Source organism: Helicobacteraceae bacterium (genome assembly GCA_031258155.1).
Taxonomy (GTDB): Bacteria; Campylobacterota; Campylobacteria; order Campylobacterales; family SZUA-545; genus JAIRNH01.
In genome coordinates this window covers 1-18,852 of record JAIRNH010000071.1, presented here as the reverse complement: position 1 = coordinate 18,852, position 18,852 = coordinate 1, and the positions used below count along the sequence as shown (strand labels likewise).

Sequence of the window (18,852 nt, the reverse complement as noted above, 5' to 3'; positions counted from 1 at the left end):
TTTTTGACCTCCGATAACGGATTAAGGATCGATCCAAACTGAATGAGTTGCATTGCAACAATCTCCTTCCTGATGAAATCAAAATTAGCGAATGCTAGATCGTCTCCGCTTAAATTAGCGTCGATCTAATCTTGTCTAACGAAAATCTAGCGAAAGCAAAGCGAAAACAATTACGGCTAACGCGCTTGGCGGCGGCTACTCCGCGTTAAGGCGCGGCATTAGCAAAGCGCTAACGCTATTCGACAAGGCGAGCTTTCGCCCCGTTTTAAAACCGCGCGGACTGCTTACTAGCGACGCGCGCGTGGTAGAACGCAAAAAATACGGCAAATACGAAAGCTCGTCTAGTTTTTTGCGGATAAGTTTGCGCGCTATCTAAAATTTTCCTATGCCGCCATAAACGCGCTTTTTCGCGTCAAAGCGGCGCAGTTAAACCAATTTTTATAACGCTCGGCGCCCAGCTTCGCCGCGCAAACGCAAATACGTAAATCAAAAGATTTATTGCCGCGCTATAAAAGCGGCGTTGGTTTAAACGCCGATATTAAGCGCCGCCGCGAAATCAAAACGGGGCGCTTTAGGCGCGATCGTTTCGCGGTAAAATCGGCGAGCTTCGCGCAGAACGACGATCGCGCTCAATAGCTCCCGCAACTCTTCGTCGGTTCTCGCGCGTCTTAAACGCCGCTCGATGTCGTTTGCGTATAACCGCATTTCGTTGCGAAGCTCCTGAAGAGCGTATGAGATTCGCGCGCGGCGATAGGCGGCTTTTGCGTAGTCTAGACTCATCTCGCCTCTTTTTGCCAGATCGCCAACACTTCGTCGGCGGCTTCGCGCACGCTGTCGCGATTGACGCTTCGCGCCTCGCTTTTCACGTAGCCGATCATATCTTCAAGCGATTCTATCTCCGCGCCAATCAAACGCGCCTCGTCAAGCGTTAAACGTCCGCTATGGATTTTATAGTAAAGGCTGGAATAACGTTCGTTTAGGTGTTCCGCCACATTTTGCAACACGATCTTTCTAGCCCGCAAAAGCGTCATTTATGCTCCTTGCGAGGCAAGAAGCAAAGCGCGTTCCGACGCGCTAGCGGTTTTCTACGACAAAGCCGTTGATTTTGTGCGCGGTGATATACTCTCTAGCTTCGGTAGCGCTCGTAAAACCTGCGATCCATACGAGATACGGCGCGTAACTTCGCGGTAAAACGCGCAAGATCGTCTGTTTATCGCCGTATTTTTTTCTCGCTTCCGCCATTAGCGCGAAAGCCGCGCTTTCGCCGTCAAACGCGCCTATCTGCACCGCGTATCCTGCGCGCGTCGTTTGCGATGGCGCTTCGTCGGCTGGAAAATAGACGGGTCGCTCGTCTATAATCGCCTTTGCTCGCAATGGCAAACAAAGCATGGCGATTAAAAGAACGCGGCGCAACTTATATCCTTTTGAAATCGTCCTCTACGCGGACAATATCGTCCTCGCCAAGATAATCGCCAACCTGCGCCTCGATTATTACAAGATCGATTTTGCCCTGATTTTCCAGACGGTGGACGCAACCCGCGTGAATATAGATCGATTCGTTCGCGTTGATTTGAGTCGTTTTGTTTTCGAGAGTAACAAGCGCCGCGCCGCTAAGAACAATCCAATGTTCGTTGCGGTGAAAATGCTTTTGTAGCGACATTCGCTTGCCCGGTTTAACCACAATACGTTTAATTTTGAAGCGATCGCCCGTATCTAAAACTTCGTAAGTTCCCCACGGGCGATGCGCGATCGCGTGAATCTTGGGCAGATCGCTACCCTGAGCTTTAAGCGCCTTAACCGCCTCGCGAACCTTTTGCCCGCTGCCTTTTTTCGCGATCAATAACGCGTCGGACGAGTCGATAATCATAAGGTCTTCGCAATCGATCGCCGTGATATGCCTAGCGCCGCCTACTACGAGATTGTTTTTTGAGTCGATATAAAGCGCCTCTCCCGCGTTGGCGCGATCGTCTTTGGGCAGTTCGTTATATAGACTTTCAAAACCGCCCATATCCGACCATTTAGCGGCGCAAGGCGTTACGCGAATGTTTTGGGCTTTTTCCATCGCCGCGTAATCGACGCTAATATCTTCGATCTCGCTCATCTTGTCGCGGGCGATTCTAACGACTTTATCGTCGATTTTCGCCGTTTCAAACGCGGCTTTACACCGCTCAAGCAGAGTAGGGGCGTGCTCGGCGAGCGCGTCGAGATAGGCTTTAGCGTTAAAGCAAAACATTCCGCTATTCCAATATACGTTATCTTTAGCGATCAGCGCTTTAGCCAGCGCTAGATCCGGTTTTTCCTTGAACGTTTTTACCGCGTCGCCCTGCGCTTCAATATAGCCGTAACCCGTTTCCGGATAGGTCGGCTTGATTCCAAAAACGACGAGATAGCCCTCTTTGGCAAACTGCGTCGCGTTGGCTACGGCTTTGGCGTATAATCCGCCGCTATCGTCGATAAGATGATCGCTCGGCGCGACTAAAAGCGTATCGTTTTCGTCAAGCGATAGCGCGGCTAAGGCGATCGCGGGGGCGGTGTTGCGCCCGATCGGCTCGATCAAAACGCGATCGGCGCGTAAATTCGCCTCGTCGAGTTGATCCAGCGCTAAAAAATAATGCTCCGCGTTGCAAACGATCAGCGTTTTATCGCACAGGGGCGCGTTTCGTTTAACGGTTTTTTGGAAAAGCGACTCTTTTCCAAGCAAGGGAACGAATTGTTTTGGCATCAATTCGCGGCTGATCGGAAAAAGGCGCGTCCCAGATCCGCCGCACAAAATAACCGCCGTCATTGATCTCCTTATTAAATAGGCGAAAACCGCCGCGTTGGCGCGTAAACGTCGGATTTATTATAGTTCAACCTTGCTCCTAAACTCGTTAACGCATCAAGGCAAAAGAACATTTTTCTGTTGGCGTTTTACGCGCCGAATATATCCCGCCAAAGCCCCGCACGTCGTTTCTAAGCCGACTAAAAAGCGAGAGCGGCGCTATCGCTAAAAACGCGCAGGCGTTTATAGCGCGTATTTCTCTGCGCGGGTATCTCTCCCACGCCTTTAATAAGATCGACCATCTCCTCAGTAACCATCGAGTGCGAACAGCCCGTTGCGGCGACGACGTTCTCTTCCATCATCGTGCTGCCTAGATCGTTCGCGCCGAAGCGAAGCGCGAGCTGTCCGATATAGGCGCCCTGCGTAACCCAACTACTTTGGATATTCGCGAAATTATCCAGATAGAGCCTAGAGAGCGCCAAAAGTCTTAGATAGCGATTCGAGCTCTGTTTGGTCAAATCGGGGCGGAGTTTTTGTAGCGGCGTGCGATCCGGCTGATAGCTCCACAAAATAAAAGCGGTAAAACCGCCCGTTTTATCTTGCTGAACGCGCAAATACTCAAGATGATCGATAATCTCCTCGTCGCTTTCGCCTAATCCGAAAACCATCGTGGCGCTCGTGGTCATTCCAAGTTCGTGCGCCTCGCCGTGAATGCGCAGCCAATCGTTAGCGCTTACCTTGTTCGGGCTAACATACGATCTGACGCGATCACTTAGTATCTCGGCGCCCGCGCCCGGCATAGATTGCATGCCGCGATCTTTCAGCCGCGCCAAAACTTCTTTAGAGGACAGGGCGCTAATTTTGGCGATATAGGCGATCTCGACGGCGGAAAAGCCGTGAATATCGATCGCGGGAAAAGTCGTATGAATATGATCGACAAGGTTTTCATAGTAGTCGATCGCCAAATTTGGGTGAACGCCGCCTTGAAACAGAATTTGCGTGCCGCCTACCGCGATTAGCTCCTCGATCTTGCGATCGATAATCTCGTATGGGAGAATATATCCGTCTTTTGTGCCAACCGAAGTATGAAAGGCGCAGAACTTACAGCCGATATGACAGATATTTGTATAGTTTATGTTGCGGTCTATCACGAAAGTCGTTACGCGATCGGGGTGCAACGCGCGTTTTCGTTCTAACGCCGCCGCCCCTAAAGCGTTTAGATCGTCGTTTATAACCGTTAGCGCTTGGGATTTATTCATTAAGCAATTATAGATAAATGAGTATAATTCAGGCTTTGTCGGCGAGAAAGGGAGCGTTATTGATTACGGTCGAGCTTGATAAACTTGCGAAAGACGTTTCTAGCGAAGCGTTTAACGCGCTTGAAAAGACGGGAACGCCGCCTTTGCCGCCGTATTACGCGAAAGCTTTTTCGGACGCTATGCGCAGATACGCTCCCGAAGAGCAAAGCGAATTAAGCAAGCGATGTTCGCTTATCGACGAGGCGGCGGCGCGCGAGATTCGTCTTGAGGAATCGTTTGTATTCGCGCGTAAAACGTTAAACGAGTATTCAAACAGCGTTTCAAGACTAAAAGAGCAAGAGCGCGCGTTTGATTTAAGCGCGTTAGAAACGGACGATTTTGTTTCCGCTTCGATTTTAGACGAGATGAAGTCGTATATAAACGCCGTCGTTTCCGAAACGCGAAAAGCCGAAAACGCGATTGGCGCGCTAGAAAGCGAGCTAGACGTAATTGAAACGCGCAGTTTCGTCGATCCGCTTACCCGCCTAAGAACTCGCGCGGCGCTAAAGTATCAACTCGAACGGATTTTGCAAGCGGGATGCGATCGCGACCTCGATCTTTGGACGGCGCTTGTCGCGATAGACGATTACGATCGGCTAAAAGAGGAGTTAGGTTACGTCGTTATGGAGAAAATTTTGCTCTTTACGGCTAAGAGCTTGACGGGAATGCTTAGAAGCGACAACCGCGTCTATCGCTACGGCGAAGGTCAAGAAAACGAAGGGGCGTTTTGCGTCGTTTTCAATCGCGTGGATAGGCAAGAGGCGTATTTCGCCGTAAAGCGCGTTAGCGCGCGCGTCGAATCGAGCAGACTTGTCTATAAGGACAAGGTCATAAACGTAACGCTCAGCGCCGCTCTCTCGCCTCATCGCGCGGCGGACGATTGGGAAACGATTCGCGATCGCGCCGAAAAAACGTTGGCGAAATCGTTATCGCAGAGCAAAAACGCGGTAAGCGTTTTCGAGGATTAGGAGATAGAATGTCGTTTCATTGGTTAGATATAGTAGTTTTATCGCTAATTGTTATTCTTGGCGCGCAGGGGATTTTGCGCGGCGCCGTCAGAGAATTTTTTAGCTTGCTTGGCGTCGGCTTGGGCATTTTCTTAGGCTCGCGCTTGGCGTTGGTCGTCGGCAGATGGACATCCGATCATTCGTTTAACTTTTCAAGCGAAAGCGCTACGAAGCTCGCCGGTTTCGCTATTGTGTTTTTAGTCGTTTGGGCTATATGTTTCTTGGTCGGTCTTTGGCTTTCAAAGCGCCTTAGGAGAAAAGAGAGTATGGCGCGGAGGATCGCCGTTTGGCTGGATCGAATATTTGGCTTTTTTATCGGCGTCGGCAAGGTGTATGTTCTGTTCGCGGCGATTATCTTTTCGTTAAGTCAAACGGCGGCGATTTCAAAATGGGCGCAAAATAATCTTGAAGATAGCCTCCTGTATCCGTCGTTAAAAGCTACGGGCGGCTTTTTGATCAAACTTGACGCGCAGACGCGCGAGGCGCTTAAAGAGGCGCAATCTAAAGCGGAAGACATAAAACAAACCGTCGAAGAGAGCGTGAAGGCGATCGAGCCGCCGGACGTGGCGGAGATAATCGAGAGAGGAGCGGAGGTTTTAGAGGAGGCGACTAAGACTACGGAGCAAAGCGAAGAAACGGCAAAATTGCAAAATGAAGAAACGTCCAACGAAAGAAAGGATTAACGCAATGCGCGCAAAGAACCAAAAGAGCTTCGACGAAGCGTTAGAGCGGTTTGTAAAAACGCTCAAGGAGAAGGACCTTAAATACACTTTTCAGCGCGAGGTTATACTGCGGGCGATCGCGGCGAGCGATTCGCACTTTATACCCGAAGAGCTAAAGATTAAGATCGCAAAGGAATACGACTGCCCGCATATCGGCACGGCGACGATCTACCGCACTCTGTCGCTTTTGGAAGAGGCGGGGATTGTAACTAGCGTCAGCTTTGGCGCTAACGGTAAAAAATACGAGTTTGGTTTGAAGGCGCACCACGATCATATGATATGCGACTATTGCGGAAGGATGATCGAGTTTATCGACGAAGATATTGAAAACCGCCAGAAAGCCATTGCCGCCGCCCACGATTTCAAGATTTTAAGCCACGCTATGCAGCTTCGCGGAATGTGCAAGGAATGCCGTAACAAGGCGAAAAATTGATCCCAGACTTCAACGACTATGTTAAAACTAGGATCGATAAATTAGCGCGCCTAAGAGAGCTTGGCAAAAACCCTTATGAAAATCGAGTTAAACGCGATCTAAGCCTAGCCAAGTTTCGAGAAAAGCACGCGCGTTTGATCGAGGGCGCCGAACGCGACGAGAGCGCGATTTATAATGTTACCGGTCGCGTAAAACTTTTGCGAGTTATGGGTAAAGCGGCGTTTGTTACGATAGAGGATCAAAGCGGCTCTTTGCAACTATTTCTATCGCAAAGCGAGATCGGACAAAGCTACGACGAGTTAAAAAAATTGCTAGACGTAGGCGATATAACGCAGGCTAGCGGCTATGGGTTTGTTACGAAAACGGGCGAGTTGAGCCTTCATGTTAAATCGATCGAGATTTTGACTAAATCGATTCGCCCGCTTCCGGAAAAATTTCACGGCGTTCAAGATATAGAACTTCGCTCGCGCCGCCGCTATCTCGATCTGATTATGAACCCAAACGCGCGCGACAACTTTATTTTACGAAGCAAAATTATCTCGCAAACGAGAGGTTTTTTTGAAACTAACGGTTTTTTGGAAGTGGAGACGCCTATGCTTCACCCGATTCCGGGCGGCGCGAACGCGCGCGCGTTTGTTACGCGCCACAACGCGCTAAGCGTCGATCGCTATCTTAGGATCGCGCCGGAGCTGTATCTAAAGCGGCTGATCGTGGGAGGCTTCGAGGCGATCTACGAGCTTAACCGTTGCTTTCGCAACGAGGGCATGGACTCGACGCACAACCCCGAATTTACTACGATTGAATTTTATTGGGCGTATCACACTTACGAGGATCTGATCGCTTTAACGGAGAGATATTTCGCCGAGCTTTCAAGCGCGCTTAAAATTAGCGAAACTAACTTCAAAGGGCATACGATTGTCCTGAACGCTCCGTTTGCGAGATACGGCTACGACGAGGCGCTATGCGAAATAGGCGGCGTGCCTAGCGAAAATCTGAACGACATTCAAAAACTATCGGCAATAGCGCGAAAAAACGGCGTAGAGGTAAAAAAAGAACAGCCAATCGGCGCGATCAAATCGGAGCTATTCGACGTTTTGGTGGAGCCTAAGTTAATCAATCCGACTTTTATCGTCGATTTTCCGATCGAGATTTCGCCTCTCGCTAGACGAAACGACAATAATTCGCGTTTAGCCGATCGTTTCGAGCTTTTCATCGGAGGTTACGAGATCGCGAACGGCTTTAGCGAGCTAAACGATCCGATCGACCAATACGAGCGCTTCAAAGCGCAAGCGGCGGCTAAAGAGGCGGGCGACGAAGAGGGCATGTATATGGACGAAGATTATATTACGGCGCTTAGCTACGGAATGCCGCCTACGGCGGGCGAGGGGATAGGGATCGATAGGCTTGTTATGATCCTATTGGGGTTTGATACAATCCGCGAAGCGCTATTGTTTCCCGCGATGAAACAGGAACAAAAGGAAGAAAATTGAGCTATCTGGACAAAGAGGACAGAGATATTTTTCAATGGATCGAGAAGGAGCTTGAACGCCAAAACGACCATCTTGAGATGATCGCGAGCGAAAACTATACCTTCCCCGCCGTGATGGAGGCGATGGGTTCGGTTTTGACCAATAAATACGCCGAAGGCTATCCGTCTAAACGCTACTACGGCGGGTGCGAGTTTGTGGATCAAATCGAGCTAATCGCCGTCGATCGCCTAAAAAAACTATTCGGCGCGAGCTACGCCAACGTTCAGCCGCATTCCGGCAGCGGCGCGAACGCGGCGGTATATTCGGCGCTGCTTAAACCATACGACAAAATTTTGGGTATGGATTTAAGCCATGGCGGGCATTTGACGCACGGCGCTAAGGTTAGCTTCAGCGGGCAAAACTACCATAGTTTTTTTTACGGCGTGAATGAAAACGGGCTGATCGACTACGACGAGGTAGAGAAGATCGCCGTAGCGGTAAAGCCGCAAATTATCGTCGCCGGATTTAGCGCCTATTCGCGCGAGCTTGATTTCGCCCGCTTCCGCGCGATCGCCGACAAAACGGGGGCGTATCTGCTTTCGGACGTAGCGCATGTAGCTGGCTTGATATGCGCTAACGAGTATCCAAACCCCTTTCCCCATTCGCACGTCGTCTCCACGACGACGCACAAAACCTTGCGAGGACCTCGCGGCGGCGCGATAATGACCAACGACGAAGAGATCGCCAAAAAGATCGACAAGGCGGTTTTTCCGGGTATGCAGGGCGGACCGCTTATGCACGTTATCGCCGCAAAAGCGGTAGGTTTCGGCTACAATCTAAAGCCGGAGTGGAAAATTTACGCCAAGCAGGTTAAAGCCAACATAAAAACGCTCGCGGCGACCTTGCAACGGCGCGGCTATAAGATCGTAAGCGACGGCACAGACAACCACCTGATCTTGCTTAGTTTTTTAGACCGCGAGTTTAGCGGAAAGGACGCGGACTACGCGCTTGGAAAAGCGGGGATATGCGTCAACAAAAACTCGGTGCCGGGCGAAAAGCGCAGCCCGTTTGTAACTAGCGGCGTTCGGCTTGGCTCGGCGGCGCTGACAAGCAGAGGAATGAAAGAGGGCGAATTCGCGTTTATCGGCGAAAAGATCGCGGACGTTTTAGACGATATAACCAACGAACGCAAGATCGAGACAATCTCTCAAGAAACCAAAGCGCTTGGGAGCCGATTTCCCGTATATTCGCAGGCGACTTTTTAAGGCAAAAAATGGTTAGTCAGTTGGAGTTGAAACTGATTAAAATGCAAACTTCGCACTACTATAAAAAACGCGACGGTTTAGCCAAACAGGTCAACTTTCATGGCAAAACGTTTTTTGATAAGTTTGAAAGGGTGGATAGCGCGATCTCCCCGCCGATCTTAAACGAACACTTCGCTAAAAAAATTACGATTGCGCACGATTTAATACTGCCGGAAAATATGGTGGAGAATATCGTCTTTGATTTCAACGGCGCGGATCGCGAGCGGTTCTACCACCGAGCGCAGCTAATGCTACGAGAAGAGGGCTTTTTGAATTTTACCGCTTACGAAAGCGGTTCTAGCGGGCATTTGCATCTATACGTTCATAAAGGGCATACGACGCTTGGCGAGGGTTGCCAACTTGCAAAGGCGCTTTCAGCTAAACTAGTTCAAAAAATGACTCGGCAGTGGAGAGTATTTCCAACTTTCGATCTGCCGCCGGAGTTTAACATTCTAACGATCCCTTACGGCGTTTACGCCAAAGAACGGGGGAGCGGTTGGTCAAAGCACATGTAGGAGACAAAAACGATGGCTGACATAATCGGTAGCGAAGACGAGCTAAACGACATTCTCATTAAGCGGGACGAAGGTTCCGGCGGCAAAGTTAGAAACGCTCTTTTAGCGAGCGCCGCTATGCTGCTAGTAGCGGTGATCGCGTTTTTAACCTTTCGCGTGATCGACGCCGACAAATACAACGAGACGCAGAGCGTTTCCGCTCAAACTAACGCGCTTGACGCGGATCCGATAGGCGCGAAGCAGCCGACGACGATGTTTGAGTCGCCGCAGCCAGTTAGCAATCCCGAACAGGTGAGAAGCGCGATCGACGAAATTATCGCGAAACATCGCGAAGCGCGGCAAAACGAGCTTAACGCTACGATCACAGCCGCTCAAAACGCCGCCGCTCAGAATACCGCGCCGACGCCGCCTAGCGCCGTTCCGGTTCCGACGCCGCCTAGCTCCGTCGCTACTACGCCCCCAAAAACTCAAACGCCGCCGCAGCCGCCTAAAACTCCAAGCGCGACTCCCGCTAAGGAGACAAGCGCCGCGCCCGCAAAAACGGAAGAAAAGTTTTATATTCAGATTGAATCGCTCGCCAAAGCGCCCCGCGAGAGCTATTTGAAAAGCCTTCGCGATCGCGGTTTAAACGTCTTGGTTCGCGAGAAAACCGTAAATAAGGTCGTCGTGCATAGAATCTACGTCGGACCGTATTCGACAAGAGATCGGGCGTTGAACGCTTTGCCTAATTTACGGCGGGACTATAGCCCTGAAGCGTTTATCGTGAAAGAGTAGTTTGATCGTCTCTCGCCGCGTTCTATACGATACGCTTACGCCGATTGCGCTATACGACAAGCTAAGGCTTTTTTTTAGCGATAAGCGCGTTTTGCTCTTTGAAAGCGGATTAAGCGGCGAAAACGGCAATTTCAGCTTTGTCGCCGTCGGCGCGCGCGAGAGGATTTGGCGCGAAAACGACAAAACTTTTTGCATGATAAACGGCGACATAAGCGAGATTGAGGACAATCCGCTAATTTATCTAAAAAAACGATTTGCCGCGATCGATAAAACGCCGTATAAAGAGGAGCAGGAAAAACTTGGGATCGGCTTTATAGACGGTTTCACAGGTTTTATCGGCTACGACGCGGTAAGGCTTTTTGAGCCTACGCTAAGAAAATCGATGGATAACTTAATCGACGCGACAAACGCGCCCGAATTTGATTTAGCGCGCCCCGAATATCTTTTTGTTTACTCGCATAAAAACGGAACGCTCACGGCGCTTAGCTCGCTTCAAGGAAGCGACGAAGTTTTGCGGGAGGCTTTGAAAGTAGCGAAATCGCCGATGGATCCTCTACCGTTAATCGCCGCCGAAAAGTTAGGCGAGGGAAACTTTCAGTTTTCCAAAGAGGAGTTTATGCGAAAGGTCGAATTGGTAAAGGAGGAGATAAGAAGCGGCGAGGTTTTTCAGATGTTGCTTGCCAACCGCTTCGTTCAGCCGGCTAAAATCGATCCGTTTAGTTTTTACCGCGTCCTTAGAAGCAAAAACCCCTCGCCGTATCAATTTCTACTGCCATACGAAAAGTTTGCTATCGTCGGAAGCTCGCCGGAGCTAATGGCGAGGCTTAACGACGGCGAGATACTGCTTCGCCCGATCGCCGGAACGCGTAAGCGCGGCAAGACAATCGCGCAAGATTTGGCTATGGAAAAAGAGCTTTTGAGCGACGAAAAGGAGCGCGCCGAGCATATTATGCTGGTGGATTTAGGGCGCAACGACGTGGGGCGCGTAGCCAAATCCGGCAGCGTTCGCGTTTCAAACCTAATGCATATCGAGCGCTTTAGCCATGTAATGCACATCGTCAGCGACGTAACGGCGCGTATTGACGACGGGCGCGATATGTTCGATCTGTTTATGTCCGCTTTTAGCGCCGGAACGATGACGGGCGCGCCCAAAATCCGCGCCATGGAGCTGATCGCCAAATACGAGGGAAGCAGGCGCGGTTTTTACAGCGGCGCGATCGCGTTGTTCGGATTTGGCGGCGATATGGACTGCGCCATTACGATCAGAAGCGCGCAGATTGAAGAAAACCGCGCGATTTTCCACGCGGGCGGCGGCATTGTCGCCGACAGCAAGCCCGAGCTTGAATGGCTTGAGGCGCAAAATAAAATGGCGGCTTTGCGCGTCAGTTTCGACGAACTGTTATCCTTATGAAGCTGCTCGCCGTTTTGGGCGATCCGATCGCTCATTCGCTCTCGCCGCTTATGCACAATTTCGTTTATCAACAAAACGCGATCGCCGCCGTCTATACCCGTTTGCGCGTCGAGGACGGCTATAAATTGCGCGAGATATTCGAGGCTAACCGCCTTTACGGCGCGAATATCACTCTGCCGCACAAAGAGGCGGCTTTTGCGCAAGCCGACGAGATAACGTCCGGCGCAAAAAAGATCGGCGCGGTCAATACTTGGGTGAAAAAAGAGGGTCGCGTCGCGGGCTACAACACCGACGCGGAGGGGTTTATAGCGTCGATCGCGCCTTTAAGCGGCGTTAAAAGCGCGTTGATTTTGGGCGCGGGAGGCGCGGCGAGGGCGATCGCGATCGCGCTGATAGATAAAGGCGTAGCCGCGTCGGTAGTCAATCGAAGCGAAGCGCGGCTTGAGTTTTTCGCTAAAAACGGCGCGCGGATTTTTGGCTGGAGCAACTTGCCGCAAGAGCGTTTTGATCTCGTAGTCAATACGACGAGCGCGGGGCTAAAAGACGGCGATCTGCCGCTTGAGAGAGACGCGCTTAAGGCATACCTATCGGGCGCCAAGACGGCTTACGACGTTATATACGGCGTTGAAACGCCGTTTTTGCGGCTTGCCAAAGCGCTCGGAATTGACGCTAAAGACGGCGAAGATATGTTGGCTTTTCAAGGCGCGATCGCCCATTCGCTCTTTTTTGGCGGAGAGGTTTCAGCTATCGCCAAACAGATGAAAACCGCGTTAAGGCTGCCCAAAATATGGCGATGAGTATCGAGCGAAAATCCACGATCTTAACGACCGCCGCCGCTTTTTTGCTCGCGATCGCAAAGTTTGCGGCTGGGATTTTGACGGGCAGTATGGCGGTTATCAGCAGCGCGATCGACTCTTTTCTGGATATGGCGATGAGCCTTTTCAACTACTACGCGGTGAAACAGAGCGAGCTAAACCCCAATGAAACTTTTAACTACGGACGCGGCAAGATCGAGGGGTTAGCCGCGTTGATCGAGGGGGTATTGATCGCCTGTTCTAGCGCGTTTATCGTCTATCAAAGCGTCCGTAATCTGATCGACGATAAACAGATCGAAGCGCTTAACGCGGCTATTTTAACTATGGTCGTTTCGGCGGCGGCGACCGCCTGTATCGTGGCGGGATTAACGCTCGCGCACAAAAAAACCAAATCGCTAATCGTTCGCGCCGATCTGCTTCATTATAAAAGCGATCTATGGACAAACGTCGGCGTTATCGCTTCGCTTGGGCTGATCGCCGCAAGCGGCTTTCACTTTATAGACGGCGCGGTATCCGTCGCGATCGCGCTGTTTATCGCCGTCGGCGCTTACAAAATCGCTCGCGAAGGCGTTTTGACGCTGATGGATCGCGCCATAGAGGAGCCGCTTTTGAGCCGAATACGCGAGGTCGTAAGGAACGCGCCGCGCGCCAGCGGCTATCACTACCTGCGAACGCGTAAAAGCGCTAAAACTTACGTCGTAGAGGTGCATTTGGTTTTTAGCGAAGCTATTTCGTTAAACGACGCGCACGATACCAGCGATTACGTTGAAAACGCGATCTCCGCGCTAGAGCCAAACGCCAAATGGTTGATCACGGTTCATCTTGATCCCCGCGACGACAGCAAAAACGAAACGTGAAAATTGCGGCGCTAAATATCGATAGGCGGCTCGTCGCGCGTTTTTTAGCTTCAAGCAATCGCGATAGCGCTAAGCGTTTTCAAACGTCGCGATAACCGCGTCTTGCAACCCCACCCGCGTTTTTTTTGTTTTGGTTAATGCGATCAAATTTGGAGCGGAAGGGGTATTTGTTTAGCGCATCCAAGCGTTCTTTAGACGCTCGCGCAATATCCGCCGCTATACCTTCGATCCGTTTTCCCAACCGCTTACGCCAACCTCCCAGACGCTTGTAATTTTGCGATAGGGCTTGAACTCCCGCGCCCCGTCGTGGAATTTTATTTTGTGGCTTGGCAAGATGGCGATCTGTCCGTTTTCAAGATGGCATATATGCATAATAAGATTGCCGCGATGCCAATCTAGCGAGGCGATATATTCCGCCTCAAACCACTGATCTCGGCGCGGAAAATAGCAGTTGATCTTGCCTTGCAAGAACTTTGGAGACGAGAACGCAAAACCATAATCGGGGCAGTTTTTATAGGCTAAATCCTCCATATCTAGCGTCTGCGCTTGCGTCTCTTGCGGCGTTAAGCTGGTAAAACAGTCGATCGGCATAAACGAAAACAGCGAGCCGTCGTCAAGCAGCAACTTAAGCGTCGGCGCGCGATCTTTATAAGAGGTGATCGCGAAAAAGCTGCACGGCTCGTATCCTTCAAAACTCGTATCGCCGTTATACAGCGCCTTGCGGCGGACAAAACCGCCGATCGCTCTTGGTAATTCGGCGTCCACAAAGGCTTCAAAACTCATAGCGACTCCATTTTGACGCGCCAAAAGCGCAATATCGCCCAAAAGTATAGCTATTTTTTCTATATTTTTCGCGGCGCGCGCGATCTATTGTTTCGGTTGCCGCGCTCTGTTTTTACACGCCAAAACAGAACGGATTTTGCGAAAGCAAGCGGCGTTTTGGCTTCAAAGCGACCGCTGGGCGCGCGGCGTAAACTAACGTTAATGGAGCGGAAGACGGGAATCGAACCCGCGACCTTTTGCTTGGGAAGCAAAAGCTCTACCCCTGAGCTACTTCCGCGCTTTGAAGGGCGCAATTATGCCAAAACGCTACTAAGCGAAACGATTGCCCGCCTATTCAAGACATAAAAGAGCCTTAACAATAGCGCCTAACAGGCGCGACAAAACCGCCAAATGGCAAACCAACCGCCGCCAATATTTTAACCCGCGCTATACTGTCCCTTATTTGTCATACCCGTGAAAGCGCTGGTATCCATCTCTCGCAATTTTCGCCAGATCACCGTTTAATCTAATTGTCATTCCAGAAGCCCCCCCCCCCTTCAATAGTAGCGCAAGGCGCGCAATAGGGCGCTCAGGAAGGCGGGAATCTATCCGCGATCGCCGCGCGTTTCAGATCATAAGCTATACCTATCTCGTCCGCCGAGCGGAAACGTATCCTTTTGGCAAGCAAATGCTTTTGATCGCGGCGAATATAAACTCCGCGCGGCGGATTACCGACGATAAAGATCGGCGTAATATCTCGCGCGTCCAAATCAAAAGCCGCGCCGTGTTGATCGGTTGCGTTTTTATCCTTGCGCTTACAAAATCAAGCGCTGTGTCGCAAGCGATCGGCGTAGTTTTCGTCGGCGAATAGAGCGCCTAATAGCCGTCCGCAACGCTTTGTCGCATATAGCGGCGGCGTAAGATAGACAATTAACGTAATACCGCTATACTAAATCCGTCGCCAACGGGTAGCAGACGAGCGTCGTTTGCCTTCGCAAAACCATCGACCGCCAGTTTTACGCCTTTGTAAAACGGATTAAAGTAGTCGTGAATCAAGATTACGCCGCCCTCCGTCATAAGCGGGTAAAAGAACTCAAGCCCCGCTAGTATTGGATCGTATAGATCAAAATCGAGATTGACAAAGCAGAAGCGATCTTCTACGCCCGCCGCCGTTTCGGGAAAATAGCCCTTTTTGATTACGCACCGATCGGGATGGGGCAATTTGGCTTTCACTATCTCTTCGGAAGTGGCGTTAAAATAGCTGACCGTATCGGACTCGCTTAAACCGTCTGCCACCTCTTTTGCTACGTCTCTTTTATCGAAACCCTCAAAGGCGTCGAACAGATACAGCGTTTTGTCGGGAAAAACGCGGTTGATCTCTTTTGCGAAATCGCCTTGAAAAATGCCGCCTTCGGCTACCGAGCCGTTTATGCGCGCTTCATCAAACATCTGGGCTAGTTTTTCAAGAAATATAATTCTAGCTCTAAGAGGAACGAGCGCGTAATCGATACTGATTTTATTCCTATCGACGCCAAGCGCTACAAGTTGTTTTGGAACGGATTCGATACCTGTTAGGGTCGCCACTATGATCAGATCGTAATCGTAGTCGCAAACCGCGTTGGGAGGAAAAATGTCTTTGCCGTTAAGGGTTACCCCCCCCCCCCCCCCGTTTGGCGCTATGACGCAACGGATCGTTGTCTAAAAACCCGATAACGTCGTATTTTTGCTCTACGCTTGGCAAAATCATCTTCGCCGTGCCGCCAGAGCCAAATATAAATGCCTTTTGTCTCATAATAACCTTTCTCTTGAGATTTGGTAATAATATCAGCTTAAAGATTGGCGATATTCAATAAATCAAAAAGTGGCAGAGCGGATCGCGCAAAAGTTGCGCCGCTAGTTAAACGGCGCTTACAAGCGGGATATTCGAGGCGCTAGGCTCTCGCGCCACCACGCGCGAACTAGGCTTTGATAGATTTTGGCGCGCTCGGATTGCGGATTTTACCTATCTCGTCGGTAGCCGCCTCTAAGATAAGGTGCGGATCGTCCGCTGGGTATGGTATATACGAGGGGTCAAGCTCCCGCACTCTGCTTATCATACGATCTATGATCTGCTGCGGGGTTTCCGTAAAAAGATTAGGCAAGGTCATAGTTTAACGCTCCTGTTTCTTGGGGTTTTGCAAGAAAAACGCCGCATAAAATGCAACCTGACTTGACTTTCGGCGGCAAACGGGGCATAATTGCCGGAAGCGCTTGGGTCGAGAGGCGGGTTTCCGACGGGAGCTAACCAGCCGAAGGTAGTCAACAAGCCGTCGATTGTTGTAGGCATGCGCCCAAGCGTTATTTTATTTCCCATAGATCAGCCAACCTTTTCTGTTTTTGTCCGCGTATCTGCTACTCGCTGGTATAACGTTCCAGAGTATTCCGCCGTCGCGCATAAGCGTAATCGCTAAAAAAGCCTTGTCTTTGTCAAATAGTCCGATATATCGCATTCTTTTTGTTCCGTCGGCATATTGAGTGAGATATACTTCATAGGGATTTTTCAGCGTGGGTAACACATAATTTGCGTAACGCTCTCTTTCGGCAAAGCGTCTGTTGACGCTATGTCTCAAGTACTCTTTCGCAATTAGCTGTTTGCCTGCCGGCGTATCGACAAACATCTCCGTTTTATCGCCTAGTATCGCCTTAGACATAATCTCTAGCGCCTCATCCGCATTCTTGCCAGCATTTAACAATTCGGGTGCGGGATTTCTGCTCTTTTTAACGTCGCGCAGATCGGGTCTTCCGTAGCTCTTATAATCTGGCTGTTGATCTATTGCGGGGGTTGATTTATTGTCCCATCCCTGATTAGGGTCGCTAGGGTTATAAGCCCAATCCTTATCGGCGATATTTTCGAACGGACTTTTGCTTATCTCTAATCCTCTGATTTCGGCTTCCTCTTCGCTAATCGCCATCGTTTTGCAGTGGCAGTTCCAACCATTGGGCGGCGTGTTTATTTTCCACCACGGGTCGTTTTTATGCAACACTATTCCGTGCATTTTTTTGTGTTCGTCGCGGCTGGTGGGCAACATCATGCAAACGTATCGCCTATAATCTAACCCTTCGATCTTATTTGCCGTAGCCTCTCTTTGTATCGCGTAACCAACGCGCATATTGGTTTCAAACGTAATTTTCAGTCTGCGGCTATTAACGTTGATTGTTTTGATTTGGCCTGTGCGAGGATCGGTTATGGTTTGCTTACCCATCCAACCGCAAATATCTCTCGCTGGAGCGGTTGATTTTATCCACTCCTTATAGCCTATGCCGCTCTCCATAGCTTTGGCTATAGAGTTTTGTAGATAGCCTAAGTCGAGCGATTTTCCGTCTTTCGACGCGCTCTTGACTTTCCCAGCGATTATGGTAGAGCTAAAACGGGTTTTGTCCCGTGTCGGGTCGCAGGTTTGATTTCTGCCCTGCCGCCTCTCATTTTAATCCCCCGTCTATAATCTCGTAACGCGATTGTTTTAGGTTCAGCTTTTACACTATCCCCGCAGTAGTAATATTGTTTATCTTTTTTCCTCCGACGAGCTTCGGTTTATAATTACCCCCTAACCGCCTATTTTTGCGCTTTTGCCTTTACTTTCGCCATCAAAAACATATATTGCGCGGCTGGATTTTGCGTATCCCATAAAGTTGCAAAAGGCGGTAGTCGGTTTTTTGTCCTGAGCTGGGGCGATTGCCTACGGGCGGTCGCTCTACTTGGCGCAATCCTGCATCAAGGGTTTGGAGATTGTTTAACGATGACAACTAAAGAGTTAGCAAAACTTTGCAAAGAGGCGCGAGAGATCGCCAAAAGCTGGAGTCCGAAAAGATGAAAGGGTTACGGCTGAGCGGCGGCGTTGCGTTGTTTGCGGCTTTTGCAAATCATAAACGCTATAACGAGGAGCGGGGCTTGAATAGGGAAGAGAAACAAATCCAGCAAAAACGCAACGAAAAAGGCGCAGAGAAGCATTGCCAAAGCGTCGGCAAAGCCGGTAATCGCCGACGCGCACATGCAAAACACTATCAGCGTATTGATCGCATGCGCTATGTGTACTTCTTTGATTTCCATGGGGGGAGTATAGCCTAATATGCTTTCTAAATACAGGATTTTTTGTCCTAGAGTGGGACGATTGCCTAAGAGGGATCGCCCTTTTAGGCTTCGCTCTGCACCAAGGGTTTAGGGATTGTCTGGAGATGTCGACAAATGATTTTGTAAAGCTGGCGAAAGAGGCTAAAAACGCACTTAAGAGCCAACATCTCAAGCGCCACTAACGGATAGAAGAGCATAGATAAAGGGACGTTTATGAGAAGGATTATAAAGAAAACGACCGCGATCGCAAACAGGTCGGGCGACACCGTCGCTTCGCTTACCGCCAGCGCGGTCGGCGCGGCGGCGTTGAAAAACATTGCTATGGCGGCTAAAACGCCCGTTTCTATATCTTCTCTCATACTCGCAACCATAGCGTTATCTGCATTAAAAATCAAGCGAGGGCGCTCCTATGGCGGCTGAGAGCCAAATATACGTAGGCATTACCATTGGCGCGGCGTTTGCCGGTCTTAAAGCGTTTAGCATGACGCAAACGGCGCTTACAAGCGGGATATTCGAGGCGCTAGGCTCTCGCGCCACCACGCGCGAACTAGGCTTTGATAGATTTTGGCGCAACGCGCGAACGCAGACGCTTCACGATCCGATCGATTATAAGCTA

Annotated in this window: 25 protein-coding genes, 1 tRNA gene and 1 pseudogene; 14 read left to right on the top strand and 13 right to left on the bottom strand. The window is 50.3% G+C overall.

Annotated features, from left to right (window positions below; all coding sequences use genetic code 11):
• The first annotated feature begins 184 nt into the window (after nt 1-184).
• Nucleotides 185-376: pseudogene (rpsI, locus tag LBF86_09735) on the top strand (30S ribosomal protein S9).
• A gap of 149 nt (nt 377-525) precedes the next feature.
• Here rpsI and LBF86_09730 read toward each other — a convergent pair.
• The 5 genes from LBF86_09730 to mqnC form a co-directional block, all read right to left on the bottom strand.
• Nucleotides 526-780: a hypothetical protein gene (locus LBF86_09730; GenBank protein ID MDR0665777.1), complete on the bottom strand. Its 255-nt coding sequence runs from the start codon at nt 778-780 to the stop codon at nt 526-528.
• Nucleotides 777-1,031, bottom strand: a complete 255-nt coding sequence (locus LBF86_09725; protein MDR0665776.1) for a hypothetical protein — start codon at nt 1,029-1,031, stop codon at nt 777-779. Before LBF86_09725 ends, LBF86_09730 begins: the two co-directional genes overlap by 4 nt.
• Before the next feature lie 43 nt (nt 1,032-1,074).
• The gene (locus LBF86_09720) at nt 1,075-1,413 is read right to left on the bottom strand and encodes an SPOR domain-containing protein (GenBank protein MDR0665775.1); all 339 of its coding nucleotides are present in this window, start codon (nt 1,411-1,413) and stop codon (nt 1,075-1,077) included.
• Nucleotide 1,414: 1 nt separating this feature from the next.
• On the bottom strand, nt 1,415-2,785 hold the full coding sequence (locus LBF86_09715; GenBank protein MDR0665774.1) for a mannose-1-phosphate guanylyltransferase/mannose-6-phosphate isomerase: 1,371 nt from the start codon (nt 2,783-2,785) through the stop codon (nt 1,415-1,417).
• Nucleotides 2,786-2,961: 176 nt separating this feature from the next.
• Nucleotides 2,962-4,020: a dehypoxanthine futalosine cyclase gene (mqnC, locus tag LBF86_09710; GenBank protein ID MDR0665773.1), complete on the bottom strand. Its 1,059-nt coding sequence runs from the start codon at nt 4,018-4,020 to the stop codon at nt 2,962-2,964.
• 17 nt (nt 4,021-4,037) lie between these two features.
• Between mqnC and LBF86_09705 the strand changes: the two genes are divergently transcribed.
• The 10 genes from LBF86_09705 to LBF86_09660 are packed head-to-tail and all read left to right on the top strand — an operon-like array spanning nt 4,038 to nt 13,366.
• Nucleotides 4,038-5,027 carry a GGDEF domain-containing protein gene (locus LBF86_09705; protein ID MDR0665772.1) on the top strand — a complete coding sequence of 330 codons (990 nt, stop codon included), beginning with the start codon at nt 4,038-4,040 and terminating at the stop codon, nt 5,025-5,027.
• Nucleotides 5,028-5,035: 8 nt separating this feature from the next.
• Entirely contained in the window at nt 5,036-5,749 is a 714-nt protein-coding gene (locus LBF86_09700; GenBank protein ID MDR0665771.1) for a CvpA family protein, read from the top strand.
• A gap of 4 nt (nt 5,750-5,753) precedes the next feature.
• Nucleotides 5,754-6,221: a transcriptional repressor gene (locus LBF86_09695; protein MDR0665770.1), complete on the top strand. Its 468-nt coding sequence runs from the start codon at nt 5,754-5,756 to the stop codon at nt 6,219-6,221.
• On the top strand, nt 6,221-7,711 hold the full coding sequence (lysS, locus tag LBF86_09690; protein ID MDR0665769.1) for a lysine--tRNA ligase: 1,491 nt from the start codon (nt 6,221-6,223) through the stop codon (nt 7,709-7,711). Before LBF86_09695 ends, lysS begins: the two co-directional genes overlap by 1 nt.
• Nucleotides 7,708-8,955: a serine hydroxymethyltransferase gene (locus tag LBF86_09685; GenBank protein MDR0665768.1), complete on the top strand. Its 1,248-nt coding sequence runs from the start codon at nt 7,708-7,710 to the stop codon at nt 8,953-8,955. The genes lysS and LBF86_09685 overlap by 4 nt, the downstream gene beginning before the upstream one ends.
• An 8-nt stretch (nt 8,956-8,963) precedes the next feature.
• On the top strand, nt 8,964-9,509 hold the full coding sequence (locus LBF86_09680) for a DUF1882 domain-containing protein (protein ID MDR0665767.1): 546 nt from the start codon (nt 8,964-8,966) through the stop codon (nt 9,507-9,509).
• A 12-nt stretch (nt 9,510-9,521) separates the two neighbouring features.
• Nucleotides 9,522-10,283 carry an SPOR domain-containing protein gene (locus tag LBF86_09675; GenBank protein ID MDR0665766.1) on the top strand — a complete coding sequence of 254 codons (762 nt, stop codon included), beginning with the start codon at nt 9,522-9,524 and terminating at the stop codon, nt 10,281-10,283.
• Nucleotide 10,284: 1 nt separating this feature from the next.
• Nucleotides 10,285-11,694, top strand: a complete 1,410-nt coding sequence (locus LBF86_09670) for an anthranilate synthase component I family protein (protein MDR0665765.1) — start codon at nt 10,285-10,287, stop codon at nt 11,692-11,694.
• On the top strand, nt 11,691-12,491 hold the full coding sequence (locus LBF86_09665) for a shikimate dehydrogenase (protein MDR0665764.1): 801 nt from the start codon (nt 11,691-11,693) through the stop codon (nt 12,489-12,491). The genes LBF86_09670 and LBF86_09665 overlap by 4 nt, the downstream gene beginning before the upstream one ends.
• On the top strand, nt 12,488-13,366 hold the full coding sequence (locus LBF86_09660) for a cation diffusion facilitator family transporter (protein ID MDR0665763.1): 879 nt from the start codon (nt 12,488-12,490) through the stop codon (nt 13,364-13,366). Before LBF86_09665 ends, LBF86_09660 begins: the two co-directional genes overlap by 4 nt.
• Before the next feature lie 216 nt (nt 13,367-13,582).
• On the opposite strand, the gene LBF86_09655 is transcribed toward LBF86_09660, so the two are convergent.
• Entirely contained in the window at nt 13,583-14,149 is a 567-nt protein-coding gene (locus tag LBF86_09655; GenBank protein ID MDR0665762.1) for a hypothetical protein, read from the bottom strand.
• A 202-nt stretch (nt 14,150-14,351) separates the two neighbouring features.
• Nucleotides 14,352-14,426 (bottom strand) — tRNA-Gly (locus LBF86_09650).
• Nucleotides 14,427-14,816: 390 nt separating this feature from the next.
• Between LBF86_09650 and LBF86_09645 the strand changes: the two genes are divergently transcribed.
• Nucleotides 14,817-14,999, top strand: coding sequence for a hypothetical protein (locus tag LBF86_09645; GenBank protein MDR0665761.1), 183 nt, complete (start codon nt 14,817-14,819; stop codon nt 14,997-14,999).
• 59 nt (nt 15,000-15,058) lie between these two features.
• Here LBF86_09645 and LBF86_09640 read toward each other — a convergent pair whose 3' ends face one another.
• The 5 genes from LBF86_09640 to LBF86_09620 all read right to left on the bottom strand — a co-directional run bounded on the left by LBF86_09640 (nt 15,059) and on the right by LBF86_09620 (nt 17,451).
• The gene (locus tag LBF86_09640; protein MDR0665760.1) at nt 15,059-15,712 is read right to left on the bottom strand and encodes a TylF/MycF family methyltransferase; all 654 of its coding nucleotides are present in this window, start codon (nt 15,710-15,712) and stop codon (nt 15,059-15,061) included.
• Nucleotides 15,713-15,770: 58 nt separating this feature from the next.
• The gene (locus LBF86_09635; protein MDR0665759.1) at nt 15,771-15,920 is read right to left on the bottom strand and encodes a hypothetical protein; all 150 of its coding nucleotides are present in this window, start codon (nt 15,918-15,920) and stop codon (nt 15,771-15,773) included.
• A gap of 166 nt (nt 15,921-16,086) precedes the next feature.
• Nucleotides 16,087-16,275 carry a hypothetical protein gene (locus LBF86_09630; protein ID MDR0665758.1) on the bottom strand — a complete coding sequence of 63 codons (189 nt, stop codon included), beginning with the start codon at nt 16,273-16,275 and terminating at the stop codon, nt 16,087-16,089.
• The gene (locus LBF86_09625) at nt 16,272-16,481 is read right to left on the bottom strand and encodes a hypothetical protein (GenBank protein MDR0665757.1); all 210 of its coding nucleotides are present in this window, start codon (nt 16,479-16,481) and stop codon (nt 16,272-16,274) included. The genes LBF86_09630 and LBF86_09625 overlap by 4 nt, the downstream gene beginning before the upstream one ends.
• Nucleotides 16,471-17,451: a hypothetical protein gene (locus tag LBF86_09620; GenBank protein MDR0665756.1), complete on the bottom strand. Its 981-nt coding sequence runs from the start codon at nt 17,449-17,451 to the stop codon at nt 16,471-16,473. The genes LBF86_09625 and LBF86_09620 overlap by 11 nt, the downstream gene beginning before the upstream one ends.
• Before the next feature lie 479 nt (nt 17,452-17,930).
• Here LBF86_09620 and LBF86_09615 point away from each other — a divergent pair, with 479 nt between their 5' ends.
• A complete protein-coding gene (locus LBF86_09615; GenBank protein MDR0665755.1) occupies nt 17,931-18,233 on the top strand; it encodes a hypothetical protein in 303 nt (100 codons plus the stop codon).
• A 65-nt stretch (nt 18,234-18,298) separates the two neighbouring features.
• Here LBF86_09615 and LBF86_09610 read toward each other — a convergent pair whose 3' ends face one another.
• The gene (locus tag LBF86_09610; protein MDR0665754.1) at nt 18,299-18,595 is read right to left on the bottom strand and encodes a hypothetical protein; all 297 of its coding nucleotides are present in this window, start codon (nt 18,593-18,595) and stop codon (nt 18,299-18,301) included.
• Between the two features lie 50 nt (nt 18,596-18,645).
• Here LBF86_09610 and LBF86_09605 point away from each other — a divergent pair.
• On the top strand, nt 18,646-18,852 hold a 207-nt coding region (locus LBF86_09605; protein ID MDR0665753.1), incomplete at its 3' end, for a hypothetical protein.